Below are 15,658 nucleotides of genomic sequence, written 5' to 3'. Positions count from 1 at the left end.
TGTTAAAAAGTTGTTCGTTCTATTTAAGATTTAATTTACAATACAAAATTCTATTTTCAAGACATTGTTTTTATATTTGCAACGCAATAAATAGATAACATATTTTATGAAAAAAATACTAATAATATTAACAGTTGGTTTACTTATATGCAGTTGCAAAAAGGAAAACAGAACAGACTATAATATAAACGGAAAGGCAGAAGGAGTTTATAATGGTATTAGAGTTTACTTAAAAGAAATTGACCAAAAAGGTAAAGAAGTTGTCATTGACACTGCTATTGTTATGAACGAAACGTTCTCCTTTAATGGCAACGTTTTAGAACCTAACCTGCATTCACTTAGTATAGATGGCGAAAACGGTAAGGTTGTTTTTATGCTCGAAAATGCTGATATCTCTATAGAAATTGACAAACAACGTTTAGATAAATCTACAATTATAGGATCTAAATCTCAAGATGATTTTAGCACCTTTCAGACCAATATAAGAGCTATACAAGAGCAAGGCACCGAAATTATGGCTAAACATAGAGATGTACTGATGGAACAAAGCAGTAGTCAATCAGATTCGCTACGAGAAATCTTAAATACATTAAGGGAAAAAATGACGAATTACCCTTTAGAATATATAAAAGAAAATAATGACAGTTACTTTAGTTTAGAATTATTTAAAACAGAACTAAGTAGACCAAAAGCGGACGCCAAAAAATTAGTTGATGTATTTGATAATTTTTCTACAAACATTAAATCTACCGATAAGGCCAAAAAAGTAAAAATTCTTTTAGATGAGCTCTACAAAGAATACGAAAGAGTAGCCTATTTAGAGGTTGGTAATCCTGCACCAAATTTTGAAGCTCCTACAACCAATGGAGATACTTTAAGTTTAAACGCTATTAAAGGTAAGGTTACTATTATAGATTTTTGGGCAGCTTGGTGTGGTCCATGTAGACGCGAAAACCCAAATGTTGTTAAAATATACAACGAGTACCACAACAAAGGTTTGGAAATTATTGGAGTTTCTTTAGACGGACAAACGAGACAGAAAGATCCTAAAAATGCTTGGTTAGAAGCCATTAAAAAAGATAATTTAACATGGCACCACGTTTCTAACTTAAAATATTTTAATGATCCTGTTGCTCAACTTTATAACATAAAGGCTATACCTGCAACCTTTATTTTAGATAGTGAAGGCACAATAGTAGCCAAAAATCTAAGAGGTAAAGCGCTAGAAGATAAGGTAAAAGAATTATTAGAAAAGTCTTAATAGCATAAAGACTTAGCGCCTTAAATAGAGTTTTTTTTAAAATACGGATTATATTAAGCTGAAATTAAAGGTTATTATAGTCCGTTTTTTAATTTGAATAAATGCAACATGTTTTAAAATAACCTTCTCTTTATTTAATGCAGCTTACCAGTTTTATACAACACAAATAAAATAATAATAGGAATCGCCAAAAGTGCAATGTGTCCTAGATCTGTTTTAAAAAGACTAGGCATTAAAATTAAAGTTACAAAATAACCTCCAACAGCACCACCAAAATGTGCATCATGGCCAATATTACCTATTCGTTTTTTAATCCCATATATTGAATACAACAAGTAACCAATACCAAAAATATAACCAGGGATTGGAACAGGTATAAAAAACATTATTAAACTCATTTCTGGGTCTAAAATAATTGCAGAATATAAAACACCAGTAACAGCACCACTTGCACCGACAGCATTATACCAATACTCATGTTTATGAAAGTATAACGACAATAAATTACCAAAAATTAAACTCGCTATGTAAATAACAATGAAATTTAATGGTCTCAATTGGTTAACCACTGTATTGGCAAAAAAATACAGCGTAAACATATTAAATAATAAATGTGTGGTGTCTACATGAAGAAAACCAGAACTGAACATACGCACCTGCTCTCCTCTAATAATCTTACCAACATTAAATTTATAGGTCTCAAAAAAAGAATGATCATCAAATCCCTTTATCGAAAAAATGACATTTGCTGCAATAACTACAATGGTGACGACATCTAAATTGAACATAAACTATAATTATATCACTCAAATATAACATATATTTACGCTTTAATACTAACCTTAATAAATGCAACTTATTGCCTACATAATAGTTTATCCCATTCTTTGGTTAATTTCAATATTACCTTTTAGGTTACTTTATGGTTTTTCTGATGTAATATGTTTTTTTATATACAGAGTTTTTGGGTATAGAAAATCTACGGTTACAAATAATTTGCGTTTAGTGTTTCCAGAAAAATCAGAGGAAGACATAAAAGCAATAACCTCAAAATTTTACCACCATTTATGTGATATGATTGTAGAAGCTATTAAATCTATGACCATATCAAAAGCACAACTCAAAAAGCGTTATCGTTTTACAAATGTTGATCTCATAAGAGATTTTGAACAAAAGCAACGCAGTATCATCTTAATGTGCGCACATTATGGCAGTTGGGAATGGATATTTATTCTTCAAACCTACATTAATCACAAAGGTTACGCTATTTACAAGCGGTTAGCTAATAAGTATTTTGACAGGTTGGTAAAACGTATAAGAGCCAGACACAACAGCCATCTTATTACAACAAAACAAACCTTTGAGGTGCTTACCGAAGCTAAGAAGAACGGAGAGCTTACCATTAATGGTTTTGCTTCTGACCAATCACCCAAAGCCCATAAAGCTTTTTATTGGAATGACTTTATGAATATAAAAGTCCCTATGCATACAGGAGCAGAAATGCTTGCTAAAAAATTAGATATGCCTGTTCTTTTTTTTGGCGTTAAACGTATTAAACGTGGTTACTACGAAACAACGTTTAAAACCCTAGCCGAAAATCCTAATAACTATAAAGACTACGAAATTACAGATCTATTTTTTAAGCTCGTAGAGCAACAGATACAAGAAGCTCCTCAATATTACCTGTGGACTCATAAACGTTGGAAACACCGAAATAATGTACCCAAAGAATTTCAATAAAATCAAGAGACTGTAAGATAAGGTAATGTTTTGTCAATCTGACCTTGTTTCAGAATAACGGATTTTCTTAATTTTCAGTAGCCTTATGATTTAAGATTCCTATTTAATGTTACTAAATATTAGCAATGGCTTTAATTTCTGCTATAAAACGATCAGCTAAATTATCGGCAACCTCCTGCGATGGTGCCTCTGTATAAATTCTAATAATAGGTTCGGTGTTACTTTTTCTTAAATGCACCCAGCTATCCGAAAAATCAATTTTTACACCATCTATAGTAGTTAATTTTTCATGACTGTAATTAGATGCCATAGTCTTTAAGATACCATCAACATCTAAACCTGGTGTTAATTGAATTTTCTTTTTACTCATAAAGTAATTAGGATATGTAGCTCTTAACGCACTAACAGATAGATTTTTTTCTGCTAATAAACTTAGAAATAAAGCTACACCAACTAAGGCATCGCGGCCATAGTGTAACTCTGGGTAAATAATACCACCATTACCTTCACCTCCAATAACCACATTATTCTTTTTCATTAATTCTACAACATTCACTTCGCCAACAGCACTTGCTTCGTAACGACCTCCATGTTTTTCAGTAACGTCCCTAAGAGCTCTTGTAGAACTCATATTACTTACTGTATTGCCTGGGTTTTTACTTAATACATAATCTGCGCAAGCTACCAAGGTATATTCCTCTCCAAACATATCTCCATTTTCATCCATAAAGGCCAAACGATCTACATCAGGATCAACCACAATTCCAAAATCAGCACTTTCTTTAACTACAGCTTTTGCTAAATCCCCTAAATGCTCCTTTAAGGGTTCTGGATTATGGGGAAAATGACCCGTAGGATCACAATATAATTTTATAGGATGTACGCCTAAACGCTCTAATAATAATGGAATAGCGATACCACCAGTAGAGTTTACTCCGTCTACAACAACTTTAAAATTAGCAGCCTCAATTGCTTTTTTATTAACTAGTGGCAATTCTAAAACTTCATCAATATGTAAATCGATGTAAGCTTCATTTTTAGTGATTTTCCCTAAATCATCGACTTCTGCAAAGGTCATATCATTAGATTCGGCAATGTCTAAAATCTTTTTTCCTTCAGCACCATTTAAAAATTCACCTTTATGATTCAGTAATTTAAGTGCATTCCATTGTTTTGGATTGTGGCTAGCCGTTAAAATAATACCTCCATCGGCATGCTCCATAGGCACAGCAACCTCAACAGTTGGTGTGGTGGATAGTCCTAAATCAATAACATGAATTCCCATACCAACTAAAGTTTGCATTACCAAACTTTGAATCATTTCACCAGAAATTCTAGCATCTCTCCCAACCACAACTCTATAGTTTTCCTTTGAGCGTTGTTTTTTTAACCAAGTACCATAGGCCGCAGCAAATTTAACAGCGTCAATAGGTGTTAGGTTATCTTCTACCTTTCCTCCTATTGTACCTCTAATTCCAGAAATAGATTTTATTAAAGTCATAAATCATTTGATTTTACGCAAATATAATCAGTTAATAGGATTTTGTTATAATGAATTTGTAAATTCGGCTAATGAATTTTTTAGCCCATATATTCCTTTCTGGCGATAACAAATTAATTACCATTGGTAATTTTGTTGGTGATGGTGTAAGAGGCAAAAAATACAAGGATTACCCTACCGAAATTCAATTAGGAATTCTATTACATAGAGAGATTGACACCTTTACAGATGCACATACGCTATTTAGACGAAGCACAAAACGTTTACATAAAAATTATGGCCACTACAGTGGTGTTATTGTAGATATTTTCTACGATCATTTCTTAGCAAAAAACTGGACCACGTATTCTTCAATTCCACTACCAATATATGTCGAAAATTTTTATAGAAGCTTAACCAATAATTTTGAAGTATTACCACCACGATTTAAAAAACTCACCCCATTTATGATTGAAGATAATTGGCTATTAAGCTATGCATCTTTAGAAGGTATTCAAAAAGTTTTAAATGGTATAAATCGAAGAACGGAAGGAAAATCTAAAATGAATAAAGCTACCACTGAGTTAAAAGCCAACTATGAGGATTTTGAAAACGACTTCACATTATTTTTTGATGAACTTATGACCTTTAGCCAAAAAAAACGTATAGAATTAGAAACGCAATTTAATATATGAAACGCCTACTATTACTTTTTATAATTACAAGTGTATTTAACTGTAAAAACAAACACGCTTCTGCCCCTTCTAAAATAACAAAAAGAGGTCTCATTGCAAAACAAGCCATGGTGGTGAGCGCTAGAGAAGAGGCTTCAAAAATTGGTGTCGAAATTTTAAAAAAAGGAGGTAATGCTTTTGATGCCATGATGGCTACAGAAATGGCTCTTGCCGTATGCTACCCTTATGCAGGTAACCTTGGTGGTGGTGGCTTTTTGGTATACAGAATGGCTGATGGCAGCAAAGGTGCCTTAGATTATAGAGAAAAAGCACCTTTAGCAGCAACTAAAAACATGTACTTAGATAAGAAAGGGAACGTCATTAAAAATCTAAGTACAGTTGGTAGTATGGCTGTAGGTGTACCAGGTACAATTGCTGGTGTATTTAAAGCACAAGAGCGCTATGGTAAATTAGAGGTTAAAACTATATTAGAACCCGTTATAGCGCTCGCAAAAAATGGGTATACCATTACAAAAAGACAGCAAAAACGTATTGCAAGTTACGATGCTGATTTTATAGCTGTAAACAAAAAAGAAATACTATATTCTAATAAACTAAAAGCGGGCGACACTATTAAAAACGTAGCCTTAGCCAATACTTTACAGCGTATTGCAGAACACGGTAAGGCTGAATTCTACACAGGTGAAACAGCCACGAAACTTGTAGATTATTTACAATCTAAAGGTAGTATTATAACGTTAGAAGATCTGGCAAAATATGAGGCTAAATGGCGAGATCCTGTAACATTTCAATACGATAATTTAACCATAACATCCATGTCACCACCATCCTCTGGTGGTATATGTTTAAATCAAATAATGACCATGATAGAACCTTTTGATCTTAAAGACTATGGGCATAATGCATTAAAAACCATTCAGGTTTTAGTAGAAGCAGAAAAACGTGCCTATGCTGATCGTGGTTATTATTTAGGAGATCCAGATTTTGTTAGTATTCCAACACAAACCCTTACTAGTAATGCGTATTTAAAAAATAGAATGGCTAGCTTTTCTTTTAAACAACCGACTCCTGTAGATGCTATATCGCATGGCAAAATTGAAGGTTATGAAAGTGATGAAACCACACACTACTCTATTGTAGATCAGTTTGGTAATGCTATTGCAGTTACAACTACACTCAACGGTGGTTATGGTTCTAAATTATATGCTGATGATTTAGGTTTTTTTCTTAATAATGAAATGGACGATTTTAGCAGCAAACCCGGAGAACCTAATTATTATGGATTAATTGGTGCAGAAGCCAACAGTATTGTACCAGAAAAACGAATGTTAAGCTCAATGACACCTACCATTATAGAAAAAAATGGAGAATTCTATATGTCAGTAGGTACACCAGGAGGCTCTACAATTATTACCTCCGTATTACAAACGATTTTAAACGTGCATGAGTTTCAATTATCTATGCAAGACGCTGTGGATGCTCCGAGGTTTCACAACCAATGGTTGCCAGACGAAATTAGAATGGAACCTAATGGATTTGATAAAGAAATTATTGCGCAACTTAGAGATTTAGGCTATAAAATTAACGAATCGAGATCTCCAGTTATTGGAAAAGTAGATGGTATTTTAATGCTAGAAGATGGTACTTTAGAAGGTGGTGCAGACCGACGTGGAGATGACACAGCCGTTGGTTTTTAAGTGTTTTTTATTAATTATAATATATAGTTTAACAACCTCAACAATACAATTAAAATTAAAGGTAATTTATAACCGTCTAAATTTAGCAACGGCTAATCATGAAAATTTTTCACAAAGACATGCAACAGATACTTTACGAGCTATTCGTTAAGTATAAATTTAATAAAGAAAAGGCAGAATTACTAGCATATACATTTACGCAAAGCACCTTAGATGGTGTGAGTTCTCACGGCATCAATCGTGTCCCTCTTTTTATAGAACACATTAAAAAAGGTATCGTTAAAACTAATACTGAAGCAGAGCCTATAGCTTCCTTTGGTAATATAGAACGTTGGGATGGTCATTTAGGTGCAGGTATAATAAATGCCACAAAATGTACAGACCGAGCCATAGCATTAGCAAAAGAGCATGGTATGGGTATGGTTGCATTGCGCAATACCAATCATTGGATGCGAGGTGGAAGCTATGGTAAACGTGCCGCAGAGGCTAATTGCATCTCCATACTTTTTACCAATACAAAACCCAACATGCCACCTTGGGGAGGAAAAGACAGTAGAATTGGTAATAATCCATTTGTAATTTCTATACCAAGAGCTAAAGGTAACATCGTATTAGATATGGCGCTTTCTCAGTTTTCTTTTGGAAAAATAAATGATTATAGATTAAAAAATAAAACCTTACCGTTTTATGGTGGTTGGGATACTAATAACGAACTCTCAAAAGATCCTAATAAAATTTTATCAAAAGAACGCGGATTACCCATTGGATATTGGAAAGGCTCAGCACTTTCTATGGTATTAGATATGCTTGCAACCGTACTATCGGCTGGTAACTCTACAGCCAAAATCAGTACCGAAGCTATTGAAACTGCCATTTCTCAAGTCTATATTTGTATTTACCTACAGGTCTTTAATGATAAAGGTTTAGAGCAAAGACTTTTAAATGAAATCATTGAATTTACACGCAACGTAGAGCCAATGTATCCCGAAGACCATATCTACTATCCTGGAGAACGTAGTGCTAAAACCAGAGAAAAAAAATTAAAAGATGGCCTAATTGTTAATGACGAAATTTGGCAAAAAATACTAGCGTATCTTAATTAATCTAATTATCACTTAATACAGAACATAGTCCTATTAGCGGATAATTTATAACTCTAATTTAATTTTTTATACATATACTATCCATTTAAATTGTATTATTTTTACAGTCAATAGCTTTTATGTTTTGGCAAAAAAACGATCAATAAAACGTGTACTAAAAATCATCATTGGAGTTATAATTTTCCTAACACTCCCGTCGCTTCTATTCTTTGGTTTTTTATATTTTAAATACAATGAAGAGTTACCTGTGGGAGAAGAAGGTTCTAATGCCAATTCACTTGCAAAATCTATGCTTAACGCTTTAAATGAAGACGCTTATCTTAATACAGACTACTTAGAATGGACATTTAAAGACAAACATCACTACAAATGGTATAAATCGGATAATAAGTGTGAAGTATCATGGGGTGCTATGAGCGTAATTTTAGATTTTAAACAAATTAATAAATCAAAAGTTTTTGCAGGTAAGGAAGAATACAAAGACAAAGAAAAACAAGATTTTATAGCTAAGGCAGAACGTTACTTTAATAATGATTCGTTTTGGCTAGTAGCGCCTTATAAAATATTTGATAAAGGCACAGAACGTCGATTAGTAAAAACTAAAGAGGGTAAAGATGCTCTTTTAGTAACTTATACCACTGATGGCACAACACCAGGCGATTCTTACTTATGGCATTTTGATGAAACTGGCAAACCTAAAAGCTACCAAATGTGGGTAGATATTTTACCCATTGGTGGTTTAGAAGCCACTTGGGATCAGTGGATCAAAACACAAAGTGGTGCACTTTTACCTACAACTCATAAATTATTAATATTTAACTTGGATATGGGTAAAGTTGAAGGTCTTAGTCTGTAACAACTAATCAACAATCGTAGTTTACAAATACGGTTTTTAGCCATATTACACCCTATTGCGTTTTCAAACTTCAACCAACTTCTGCATCGGTTAGCCTCTATATAGCTTAGGGTTAAAGTGGCTTCTAATTGTTACTGTATATTGCTAACTATTTTGAACGTTGCCCTACAAACTGCTGTGTTTTTAGCTTAAACAAAACATTAAAACTAGTTAAACTACCATAACATCGTGTTAAGTACTGCTGCAGATCTACTTTTTCTTGGTTTTCAAGATTACTCGAGTTAATTTTCTGCTCCATAACGCGGAGTCGATCTCTTACCATAGTTATCTTATGAAAGAATTTATCAATTGGTAACTCACTAGCCTTTAAATTTTCGTCACTAGGCTGCATAATCAGCTTACCACCTTTCCATTTATCGCCAATGGTAATTACCTCAGATACATCAGACCATTTTTTAAGAATAGCTTTTAAACTTTGCTCTACATCATAAAAGCTCACTGTATCCACCTCATCTTCTGCGGCTTCAATGACTTCAAATTCTGAGTCCAATTCCAAGGTCTCTAAACCATTTTCTATAAAGGTTACCCAATAGTGTTTAGATGTAACGTTAGTTACCACACCTTTTCCGTATTCAGAATGATTAATTCGAGAGCCAATTCCTAGTAATTTCATAGATTGTATTATTCCTTTTTTTTAATGAGGAATCATTTAAAAGTAATTCCATATTTTACCACTAAAATAGGCATTACCTCAAAATTAATCAACAAAATTTATAAGCTTATTGCATCGCTATATAAATAAGGAAGTATCGCTGTCGTTAAAATAGTTTTTGGGCATAATTCTACGACTCATTAAAGAACGTTTTCTTTCAGAAAAATCAGACTTAATATCCTGTTTTATAGGCTTTCTTCTTTTAAATAATTGTAATAATTTCATAGCAAGTTATTATTAACATATATTATATACGATCTTAAGACAAGATATAGATGGAATAATTACTTTAAATATAAAAATTTAGCAATAATTTAACATTAGGGTATGAGGCAAAGGAAAAAATAGCTAACAACTAGGACCTATAACTAATTCTATCTCTAATACCACCACTTTCTCTGTGAATAACCACATCGGCATTATAACGCTTGGCTAATACTTTAGCTTTGTTTATAGCCGTACTTTGTTTTCTATGTTTTGAGGTAATACGCTTATTACCTTCCCTGCGCACTGCCCAACCCAATTCATAAGGCACTACATGCTGATGCCACGTGCGTTTTTTAGTTGAGTTATAACCAAGAGCACTTAGTATCGCTTCAATCAATTTTTGTACTGCATCGGTTAGAGAATTTTGTTTAGACATTTAGGTATTTCATTTAAGAAAACAAGATAACAAAATGAAATACAATACCATTTATGACATTTAATTTATGGAATAATAGATTATATTAGCTACAATACCCATAATTAAAATTAGAAAGAACATAATGATAATTAAATAGGCATTTGGTTGCCACGAATAGCCTGATTGGGTCATATTATAAGAAAATTGTTGATTTTTTCTATGTCTTGAAAATAAATTAAAACGTTTCATTATAACTTCATTTTGCAACTCATTCCTTAAATTTCTAACGTAAAAAGCCGAGGTATTAATAACTTTTACATTTAAAATTGTCAACGTTCATTTGTTTTAAAACCCAATGACATTAGATACATCGGGATCAAAATTATAAATAGCTCATAAAACTTAAGAACTCTATAAAATAGTTTTTTACCTTAAAAAATTCGGATACCGACTATAATTAACCATAATTTTTGTGGAGGTAGAATTCTCCTTTTTTGATATTCACCTTAATATTCATTTAACATCTAAAAGCGTACCTTTGCAACTTTGCTAAATCCTTTTAAGAAAAGATATTATCTATGAGCATAGCTGACGATGCTATTGAGGTTAAAGGCGCCAGAGCGCACAATCTAAAAAATATTGACGTTACTATACCTAGAGAGAAACTAGTGGTTATAACTGGTCTTTCTGGGAGCGGAAAATCCTCACTGGCTTTCGATACCATTTATGCCGAAGGCCAACGTCGTTATATCGAAACATTTTCGGCCTATGCGCGTCAGTTTCTGGGTAGTTTAGAACGTCCAGATGTTGATAAAATAGATGGCCTTTCTCCGGTCATTGCCATAGAACAAAAAACAACAAGTAAATCACCAAGGTCAACAGTAGGCACTATTACAGAGATTTACGATTTTTTACGTTTATTATTTGCACGAGCCGCAGATGCCTATAGTTACGAGACAGGTGAAAAGATGGTGAGTTATAATGATGAACAAATTAAAGACCTTATTCTCAACGCTTATAAGGGCAAAAAAATTAATATTCTATCCCCTAAAATAAGATCTAGAAAAGGACATTATCGCGAGTTGTTTGAACAAATTGCCAAACAAGGCTTTGTAAAAGTAAGAACCGATGGGCAAATTGTTGATCTTGAAAAAGGGATGAAACTAGACCGTTATAAAACGCACGATATAGAAATTGTTATTGATCGGTTAAAAATTGATGACTCTAAGGATAATGAAAAACGTCTTATGGAATCTATAAATACAGCAATGTATCATGGAGATGATGTACTTATGATTATAGACCAAGAGACCAATGAACCAAGGTATTTTAGTAGAAATCTTATGTGTCCTTCCTCTGGTATTTCTTACCCAAACCCAGAACCCAACAACTTTTCGTTTAACTCGCCAAAAGGAGCATGTATAAACTGTAATGGCATTGGCGAATTATATGTAGTTAACGAGCAAAAAATTGTACCAGATACCACGCTCTCTATTAAAAACGGAGCTCTAGCTCCGCATGGCCCCACAAAAAAGAGTTGGATTTTTAAGCAATTTGAAACCATAGCACAACGCTTTGAGTTTTCGTTAGGGGATCCTTGGGAAGCCATTCCAAAAGAAGCCAAACAAATCATTCTTTATGGTGGTAAAGATAGTTTTGAAGTAGAAAGCAAAATACTTGGTGTAAAGCGCAATTATAATATTGATTTTGAAGGTGTCGCTAATTTTATTGAAACACAATACGCCTCTAATTCTACATCCTTAATGCGTTGGGCAAAAGAATATATGGATAAGGTACCATGCGCTGTTTGTAATGGTTCTCGCCTCCGAAAAGAGTCTTTAAATTTTAAAGTCGATGGTAAAAATATTGCTGAGATCGTAAATATGGATATTGTTGAACTTGGAGAATGGTTAGAAGGTTTAAACAATCGAATTTCTGAAAAGCAACAAAAAATTTCTGAAGAAATTATTAAAGAAATTAAAGCCAGAACTCAATTTTTACTAGACGTTGGCTTAACTTATTTATCGCTAAATAGAAGTTCTAAATCGCTCTCAGGTGGCGAGGCACAACGTATTAGATTAGCAACTCAAATAGGTTCTCAATTGGTTGGTGTGCTTTACATTTTAGACGAACCTAGTATAGGACTACATCAACGCGATAACGAAAAACTAATTAACTCTCTTGTATCATTACGAGATGTAGGCAACTCTGTCATTGTTGTAGAGCACGATAAAGATATGATTGAACGTGCAGACCATGTCATTGACATTGGTCCTTTTGCAGGTAAACACGGTGGTGAAATTATAAGCGAAGGCACACCAAAAGACTTACTTAAGCACAATACACTCACAGCAGCCTACCTCAATGGCAAAAAAGAAATAGAAATTCCTAAAACCAGACGTAAAGGCAATGGTAAAAAAATAACGCTTAAAGGGTGTAAAGGTAACAATCTCAAAAATATAGATGTTGACTTTCCGCTCGGTAAAATGATTGGTGTCACAGGAGTTTCGGGTAGTGGAAAATCCACATTAATTAATGAAACACTCTACCCTATTCTCAACGCGCATTATTTTAATGGTGTAAAAAAACCAATGCCGTATAAGAGTATAAAGGGGCTAGAACATATAGATAAAGTAATTGATATAAATCAATCACCAATAGGACGAACACCAAGAAGTAATCCTGCAACATACACAAAAACCTTTGACGAAATCCGTAAACTATTTGCACAAATACCCGAAGCATTGATACGCGGTTACAAGCCAGGTCGTTTCAGCTTTAATGTTAAAGGTGGACGTTGCGAAACGTGCCAAGGCGGCGGCTTACGAGTTATTGAAATGAACTTTCTACCAGACGTTTACGTAGAATGTGAGACTTGCCAAGGCAAGCGATTCAATAGAGAAACCTTAGAAATACGTTACAAAGGTAAATCCATAAGCGATGTCTTAGATATGACCATTAACGAAGCTGTAGGCTTTTTTGAGCATATTCCTAAGATTCACCGTAAACTCAAAACCATTAAGGATGTTGGCTTAGGCTACATTACTCTAGGGCAGCAAAGCACTACCCTTTCTGGTGGCGAAGCCCAACGCATTAAACTAGCCACAGAACTTAGCAAACGCGATACAGGCAACACCTTTTATATTTTAGACGAACCCACTACAGGCTTACATTTTGAAGACATCAGAGTTTTAATGAAAGTTCTAAACAAGTTGGTAGACAAAGGTAATACCGTGTTAATTATAGAACATAATTTAGACGTTATTAAAACCGTAGATTATATTATAGATATAGGTTACGAAGGAGGAAAAGGTGGTGGCCAAGTAGTAGCCAAAGGCACACCAGAAGAGATTATAAAAGACAAAAAAAGCTATACAGCTAAATTTTTAATAAAAGAATTGAATTAATACTATATTGAAAATTTGATGGCGCTAAGTGCAATCAAAACAAGTATCTTAGCAATAAACACTAATTACTGAATACTGAATACCGAACAAATATGAGAAAAGAAAGTAAACACAAAGGCTGGAATGAAATAAAGACAAACGACTCATGGGCTATTTTTAAGATTATGGGAGAGTTTGTTAATGGCTACGAAAAACTAAGTAAAATAGGCCCATGTGTTTCCATATTTGGATCTGCACGTACAAAGCCAGACCACAAGTATTATAAGCTAGCTGTAGAAGTTGCACAAAAAATTGTAGATCACGGCTATGGTGTTATTACAGGTGGTGGACCAGGTATTATGGAGGCTGGAAATAAAGGAGCTCATATTGCTGGTGGTACTTCTGTTGGCTTAAACATAGACTTACCATTTGAGCAGCACGACAACCCTTACATTGACAGCGACAAAAGTTTAGATTTTGATTATTTCTTTGTCCGTAAGGTTATGTTTGTAAAATACTCTCAAGGTTTTGTCGTAATGCCAGGCGGTTTTGGAACTTTAGATGAACTTTTTGAAGCCATGACATTGATACAAACACATAAGATAGAGACCTTTCCTATAATACTAGTGGGTAAGGAATTTTGGAGTGGCTTAATTGATTGGGTTAAAAACACGCTTTTAGAAGCAGGTAACATAAGTCCCGAAGATTTAAACTTAATTCACCTTGTTGATACTTCAGACGAAGTCATAGATATTTTAAACAAATTCTATGAAGAGTATAGATTGCGTCCAAACTTCTAAAAAAAACCTTATTTAATTCGCAGGTATGAAAAAGAAAAATCTAAGGATTTTAATAATTGTATTTTTGACTTCGCTTAGCGTTTCTGCTCAAGAGACGTTTAAGGTTATGTTTTATAATCTTCTTAATTATCCTTTAGAAGACGCGGTACCAAATCGTGAAGAAGATTTAGAGTTTATACTTTCAGAGTATCAACCAGACTTGTTTTTGGTTTGTGAATTGAATAATAGCACTGGTGCTAATAACGTTCTTAACATCACTAAAAGTGCTATTACACCAGATTTTGAAATGGCTACTTACGTCTCCAACACCTCAGATGATGCAAGCGGTGACCAAAATGATCTTCAAAACCAGCTCTATTACAATAGCAACAAGTTTATACTTCAAGAAGAAATAATTGTACCCACAGATTTAAGAGATTTTAATGTATATAAACTTAAAATAAACGCTATAAACCAATCTACAAATCCTGTAGAGTTATATGTTGTTGTTTGTCATTTAAAAGCCTCTAGTGGTGCCGAAAATGCACAACGACGTTTTAATATGGTATTAGAATTAGACACTTTTTTAAACACATTACCCACCAATTCAAATGTACTTTTAGGCGGAGATCTTAATCTTTACACAGGTACAGAACCTGCATTTCAGCAATTATTACAAGACACAAACAACATAACATTTGCAGACCCTGTTAACCGCGTTGGTAATTGGAATAATAATCCAAATTTTGTGGATGTTTTTACACAATCTACAAGAACGCAAAGTGGTTTTGGAGGCACAAGAGGTGGTTTTGATGATAGGTTCGATTTTATATTAACCTCAGAAAATATGTTAAGTACTTCCAATATTACTTACGTACCAGACTCTTATGTAGTTTATGGTAATAACGGACTGTCCTCTTGCTATAACAGGCGTATTAATTCTTCGGATTGTGGTAATGAAAATTCAGAATTCTCGTTTGCTATAAGAGACGCTTTGCACAATTTTAGTGATCATCTTCCTGTAACGCTATCTTTACAAGCCAATATAACCTTATCTAATGCTGCTGAGATCGTAAAACTACCAAATGTTTTTCTCGAAAATACGTTAATCGATTCAGAATTAAGACTAAACTTTACTGCACCTCTACCAGCAACTAATAACGTTTATATTTACAATCAAATGGGGCAAAAAATTGAAACCTTAAGTATTACTAATAATGTGCAACTTAGGTACAATACCTCGCATTTAAGTAACGGAGTCTATGTTTTAGGTTTTTCTGAGTCAAATATTAGACCCATTAAATTTGTTGTAGCGCATTGATTA

General features: G+C 33.6%; 13 protein-coding genes. 9 read left to right on the top strand and 4 right to left on the bottom strand.

Going from position 1 to position 15,658, the window contains the following annotated elements:
* The first annotated feature begins 106 nt into the window (after nt 1-106).
* On the top strand, nt 107-1,261 hold the full coding sequence (locus Q0800_RS09910) for a TlpA disulfide reductase family protein (RefSeq protein WP_299129244.1): 1,155 nt from the start codon (nt 107-109) through the stop codon (nt 1,259-1,261).
* 134 nt (nt 1,262-1,395) lie between these two features.
* Here the strand turns inward: Q0800_RS09910 and Q0800_RS09905 are convergent, their stop codons facing one another.
* Complete coding sequence (locus Q0800_RS09905; protein ID WP_299129243.1) at nt 1,396-2,049, bottom strand: rhomboid family intramembrane serine protease; 654 nt, start codon at nt 2,047-2,049, stop codon at nt 1,396-1,398.
* Nucleotides 2,050-2,110: 61 nt separating this feature from the next.
* Here Q0800_RS09905 and Q0800_RS09900 point away from each other — a divergent pair, with 61 nt between their 5' ends.
* Entirely contained in the window at nt 2,111-3,001 is an 891-nt protein-coding gene (locus Q0800_RS09900) for a lysophospholipid acyltransferase family protein (protein WP_299129242.1), read from the top strand.
* A gap of 112 nt (nt 3,002-3,113) precedes the next feature.
* On the opposite strand, the gene glmM is transcribed toward Q0800_RS09900, so the two are convergent.
* On the bottom strand, nt 3,114-4,502 hold the full coding sequence (gene glmM, locus Q0800_RS09895; protein ID WP_299129241.1) for a phosphoglucosamine mutase: 1,389 nt from the start codon (nt 4,500-4,502) through the stop codon (nt 3,114-3,116).
* Between the two features lie 71 nt (nt 4,503-4,573).
* Between glmM and Q0800_RS09890 the strand changes: the two genes are divergently transcribed.
* The 4 genes from Q0800_RS09890 (at nt 4,574) to Q0800_RS09875 (ending at nt 8,832) form a co-directional block, all read left to right on the top strand.
* A complete protein-coding gene (locus Q0800_RS09890; protein ID WP_299129240.1) occupies nt 4,574-5,176 on the top strand; it encodes an acyl carrier protein phosphodiesterase in 603 nt (200 codons plus the stop codon).
* Complete coding sequence (ggt, locus tag Q0800_RS09885; protein ID WP_299129239.1) at nt 5,173-6,873, top strand: gamma-glutamyltransferase; 1,701 nt, start codon at nt 5,173-5,175, stop codon at nt 6,871-6,873. The genes Q0800_RS09890 and ggt overlap by 4 nt, the downstream gene beginning before the upstream one ends.
* Nucleotides 6,874-6,971: 98 nt before the next feature.
* The gene (yiaK, locus tag Q0800_RS09880) at nt 6,972-7,976 is read left to right on the top strand and encodes a 3-dehydro-L-gulonate 2-dehydrogenase (protein WP_299129238.1); all 1,005 of its coding nucleotides are present in this window, start codon (nt 6,972-6,974) and stop codon (nt 7,974-7,976) included.
* A gap of 124 nt (nt 7,977-8,100) precedes the next feature.
* Nucleotides 8,101-8,832, top strand: coding sequence for a hypothetical protein (locus Q0800_RS09875; RefSeq protein WP_299129237.1), 732 nt, complete (start codon nt 8,101-8,103; stop codon nt 8,830-8,832).
* Nucleotides 8,833-8,980: 148 nt separating this feature from the next.
* Here the strand turns inward: Q0800_RS09875 and Q0800_RS09870 are convergent, their stop codons facing one another.
* Together Q0800_RS09870 and Q0800_RS09865 are read right to left on the bottom strand one after the other, a co-directional pair.
* Entirely contained in the window at nt 8,981-9,505 is a 525-nt protein-coding gene (locus Q0800_RS09870; RefSeq protein ID WP_299129236.1) for a hypothetical protein, read from the bottom strand.
* A gap of 394 nt (nt 9,506-9,899) precedes the next feature.
* Nucleotides 9,900-10,187, bottom strand: coding sequence for a DUF2188 domain-containing protein (locus Q0800_RS09865; RefSeq protein WP_299129235.1), 288 nt, complete (start codon nt 10,185-10,187; stop codon nt 9,900-9,902).
* Between the two features lie 560 nt (nt 10,188-10,747).
* Here Q0800_RS09865 and uvrA point away from each other — a divergent pair.
* The 3 genes from uvrA (at nt 10,748) to Q0800_RS09850 (ending at nt 15,655) form a co-directional block, all read left to right on the top strand.
* The gene (uvrA, locus tag Q0800_RS09860) at nt 10,748-13,576 is read left to right on the top strand and encodes an excinuclease ABC subunit UvrA (RefSeq protein WP_299129234.1); all 2,829 of its coding nucleotides are present in this window, start codon (nt 10,748-10,750) and stop codon (nt 13,574-13,576) included.
* Between the two features lie 92 nt (nt 13,577-13,668).
* Nucleotides 13,669-14,355: a TIGR00730 family Rossman fold protein gene (locus tag Q0800_RS09855; protein WP_299129233.1), complete on the top strand. Its 687-nt coding sequence runs from the start codon at nt 13,669-13,671 to the stop codon at nt 14,353-14,355.
* Nucleotides 14,356-14,380: 25 nt separating this feature from the next.
* A complete protein-coding gene (locus tag Q0800_RS09850) occupies nt 14,381-15,655 on the top strand; it encodes a hypothetical protein (protein ID WP_299129232.1) in 1,275 nt (424 codons plus the stop codon).
* Nucleotides 15,656-15,658: the final 3 nt, after the last annotated feature.

It is taken from the genome of uncultured Winogradskyella sp., assembly GCF_937958655.1.
Classification (GTDB): Bacteria; Bacteroidota; Bacteroidia; order Flavobacteriales; family Flavobacteriaceae; genus Winogradskyella.
The sequence above is the reverse complement of the archived record's forward strand: the minus strand, read 5'-3'. Positions and strand labels throughout refer to the sequence as shown.

Bases quoted from the DNA above. Each gene is read 5' to 3' on its own strand.
- Q0800_RS09910 (WP_299129244.1), top strand. From the start codon at position 107: ATGAAAAAAATACTAATAATATTAACAGTTGGTTTACTTATATGCAGT.
- Q0800_RS09905 (WP_299129243.1), bottom strand. From the start codon at position 2,049: ATGTTCAATTTAGATGTCGTCACCATTGTAGTTATTGCAGCAAATGTC.
- Q0800_RS09900 (WP_299129242.1), top strand. From the start codon at position 2,111: ATGCAACTTATTGCCTACATAATAGTTTATCCCATTCTTTGGTTAATT.
- glmM (WP_299129241.1), bottom strand. From the start codon at position 4,502: ATGACTTTAATAAAATCTATTTCTGGAATTAGAGGTACAATAGGAGGA.
- Q0800_RS09890 (WP_299129240.1), top strand. From the start codon at position 4,574: ATGAATTTTTTAGCCCATATATTCCTTTCTGGCGATAACAAATTAATT.
- ggt (WP_299129239.1), top strand. From the start codon at position 5,173: ATGAAACGCCTACTATTACTTTTTATAATTACAAGTGTATTTAACTGT.
- yiaK (WP_299129238.1), top strand. From the start codon at position 6,972: ATGAAAATTTTTCACAAAGACATGCAACAGATACTTTACGAGCTATTC.
- Q0800_RS09870 (WP_299129236.1), bottom strand. From the start codon at position 9,505: ATGAAATTACTAGGAATTGGCTCTCGAATTAATCATTCTGAATACGGA.
- Q0800_RS09865 (WP_299129235.1), bottom strand. From the start codon at position 10,187: ATGTCTAAACAAAATTCTCTAACCGATGCAGTACAAAAATTGATTGAA.
- uvrA (WP_299129234.1), top strand. From the start codon at position 10,748: ATGAGCATAGCTGACGATGCTATTGAGGTTAAAGGCGCCAGAGCGCAC.
- Q0800_RS09855 (WP_299129233.1), top strand. From the start codon at position 13,669: ATGAGAAAAGAAAGTAAACACAAAGGCTGGAATGAAATAAAGACAAAC.
- Q0800_RS09850 (WP_299129232.1), top strand. From the start codon at position 14,381: ATGAAAAAGAAAAATCTAAGGATTTTAATAATTGTATTTTTGACTTCG.